2 protein-coding genes are annotated in these 2,536 nt (G+C 76.5%); one reads left to right on the top strand and one right to left on the bottom strand.

What is annotated here, in order from left to right; genetic code table 11:
* The first annotated feature begins 290 nt into the window (after positions 1 to 290).
* Positions 291 to 1,091 (top strand): hypothetical protein, encoded by an 801-nt coding sequence (locus HCJ92_RS23585; RefSeq protein WP_209311526.1) that lies wholly within the window; start codon positions 291 to 293, stop codon positions 1,089 to 1,091.
* A 217-nt stretch (positions 1,092 to 1,308) separates the two neighbouring features.
* Here HCJ92_RS23585 and HCJ92_RS23580 read toward each other — a convergent pair.
* On the bottom strand, positions 1,309 to 2,536 hold a 1,228-nt coding region (locus HCJ92_RS23580), incomplete at its 5' end, for an outer membrane protein assembly factor BamB family protein (protein WP_167935637.1).

Genomic DNA, 2,536 nt, shown 5'->3' with positions numbered 1-2,536 from the left:
GGGCGCGGTGGGCCCGCGGCCGGGGTCGGCCGGCGCGGGAACCGCGGCGCCGGACGGGGCTGTGCCCCCGGGGGCGGTGGCGGTGGTGGCCGGAGCGAGTGGACCGGCCTCGGACGGAGGGCGTCGCGCGGGCGACGCGGCGGAGGAAGAAGGCGGCAGCGGCATGATCGCCGAGGCTAGTACGGCGGTCTCGCGGCCGAACAGGCACGGGGCCGCAACACGCCCCGCATGCGGGGTATCGGGCTCCGGCGTAGCGTCGACAGCGAGACCCACTCCCTTGGAGGCAGGCCATGTTGCGTAACGTGCTGGGGGCCGTGCTCGCCGTCGTGGGGGCGGCGATCGCCATCATCAGTCCATTCCGGGACTGGTACGACGGACGGGCCGGGCGGGATTTCCGGCTTCAGGAGCTGTTCTCGGGATCCGGTATCACCGACGCCCGTGCCGATCTCTTCGCCGGTCTCTTCCTGGTGATGCTGGCGGTGGCGGTGCTGACGGTGGTCGGGGTGGTGCTGCGATCGCGGCTGCTGGTGGCGCTGGCCGGCGTGGTCGCGCTGGGTATCACCGCGTTGTGGATGGTCCGGCAGTACCAGGTCGCCGACACCCTGGTCATCGGCGGCGACGGTGTGCAGTGGGGCGCGACCGGGGCGCTGGTCGGCGGTGCGCTGCTGCTCATCGGCTCCGCGTTGATGGCCGGACGTCATCCGGCCGTCGCGCACGGCCGGCACCGCCACGTCGACGACGGGCGTGGCCACCGGCGTACGGATGACGACGACCGAGGCGAGCGCTACGACGACGACCCCGACCGTCCCGCGGACCAGCGCTACGACCACTACCCGCGCGCCTCGCACGACCCGTACGCCCCCGGGCGTCCGGTGGACCCGGGCGACCCCCGGTTCGACCCGCACAACAACCGGCCCGCCGACCCGGGTCCGCCCGCCGCAACGCCGCCCGATCGCGGCACGACGGGGACCGCCGCGGACGACGAGACCGTGGTGGACGGCCCGTGGCACACCGGGCGGCGCGGCAGCTGGCGGAACGCCCGACGCCGGGAGGACGACCACCGGGAACACGGCGGCCGGGACGCCGCCTGACCGTCCGGGCCGACTGCTCCGGGAGAGAGGCACGGACGGCGCGGACGGGAACGGGACGGCGGGGGCCGGGGAGCGGGAACGCTCCTCGGCCCCCGCCGTCGTGCGTGCGTCCTGCTGTCGGGCGTCCGCGGGGGGGTGCAGGCGTGCGGCACGTACCACGTCGCAGGCGAGGCTGGGGCCCGACCCGGACCGCGCGACGTGGGGGGGCCGTACGGCGTCAGCCGTCGGCGGGCGACGGGGCGGCGGGCGACGAGGAGATCCGGGTGCCGCGCGCCGCGTCCAGCGCGTACACGCAGTGGTCGGCGGAGCAGGCGAAGACCATGCCGTTGGCCGCCGCGGGGCTGCCGGTGATGGCGCCGCCGGTCTCCAGCTTCCAGGTCAGCCGCCCGCTGACGGCGTCCACGGTGTACAGGCAGCGGTCCTCGGACCCGAAGTGGACGCGTCCGTCCGCCACCACCGGCGAGCCGACGAGCGCGCCGCCGGCGCCGAACCTCCAGCGCGGCGTACCGCTGACCGCGTCCAGCGTGTACATCGCGCTGCCGCTCCCCAGGTGCACCAGGCCGTCGGCGACGAGAACCGGATCGGCGGACTGCCGCCCCTCGGTCGGGATCCGCCAGCGCTCGCCGCCGTCGGCGGCGTCCAGCGCGTAGACGGTGCCGAGGTGGTCGGCGAAGTACACGCCGCCGCTGCCCGAGTGTCCGCCCACGGCGGTGGGTGGGCACAGCACGGCCGCCGGGGCGTCGAAGTGCCAGCGGGGCGATCCGTCGGTGGCGTCCAGCGCCAGGACGCGGGAGCCCGCGGCGATGTGGACGACGCCGTCCGGGCCGGGACGGACCCGGACCGGCACCCCGCCGGTCGCGGCGGCGTCCCCGACGTGGTGGCGCCACATCTCGCGGCCGGTGCGCGCCTCCAGCGCGCGTACCTGCCCCTCGCCCCACAGGTAGACGACGCCGCCCTCGATGACCGGACCCGTGTCGGGTGCCTCGAAGTCGGACTGGGCCCCGCCGACCGACCAGAGCCGTTCGCCGTTGGCCGCCTCCCACGCCTGCACCCCGCCGCCGCGGGTCGCGGTCACGACGGTCCCTCGTTCCGCGCGCAGCGCGTGGATCCAGCCCTCGGCCGGCACCCGCCAGCGGTCCCCGCCGTCGGTGGAGTCCAGCGCGTAGAGGCTGGGGCCGTCAGAGGCGATGACCCGGCCGCCGGTGACCGCCATCGACCACGCGACCTCGCGGGTCTTGAAGTGGCGGCGCCCGGTCGTGACGTCGAGCGCGTGCACCTCGAAGGAGTTGACGTAGAGCAGCCCGGCGCGGACGACCGGCGACCCCCAGAGGTCGTTGGACATCCGGAAGCGCCACGGCCGCCACTGGGCGGGGGCGGCGGCGGGGGCGTCGGAGCCGCTCTGCCCGGCGCCCGGCGGGGCGGGGCGGGGCGACGGCCACAGGGGG

The organism is Streptomyces spiramenti (assembly GCF_012034385.1).
Lineage (GTDB): Bacteria > Actinomycetota > Actinomycetes > Streptomycetales > Streptomycetaceae > Streptomyces > Streptomyces spiramenti.
The sequence above is the reverse complement of the archived record's forward strand: the minus strand, read 5'-3'. Positions and strand labels throughout refer to the sequence as shown.